Consider the following 289-nt stretch of genomic DNA (forward strand, 5'->3'; position numbering starts at 1 on the left):
CCTGCCCAAACCGACCGACCCGAACAACCGCCTTAATTACACCCAGACCTACACCTACGACTGCGGCGGCAATCTGAAGAAACTGGTGCATGTGCGCGCCGGCGCCGATCACACCGTACAGATGTGCATCGATTCCGTCAGTAACCGCGGCGTGCGCTGCAAACCGGGAGATCCACCACCGGAGTTCGACAACCTGTTCGACCGCCACGGCAACCTGCTGGCCGTGCAAGCGGGCCAGCCGCTGCGCTGGACCGTGCGCGACGAGTTGCAGGACGTCACGCTGGTCGCG

The 289-nt window shown here is 64.0% G+C and carries 1 pseudogene; it reads left to right on the forward strand.

What is annotated here, in order from left to right:
* Positions 1 to 289, forward strand: a pseudogene (locus ACM6IV_RS16230) (toxin); the annotation flags it as partial.

Origin of the sequence: Pseudomonas sp. IT-347P (assembly GCF_949768005.1) — a bacterium.
Classification (GTDB): Bacteria; Pseudomonadota; Gammaproteobacteria; order Pseudomonadales; family Pseudomonadaceae; genus Aquipseudomonas.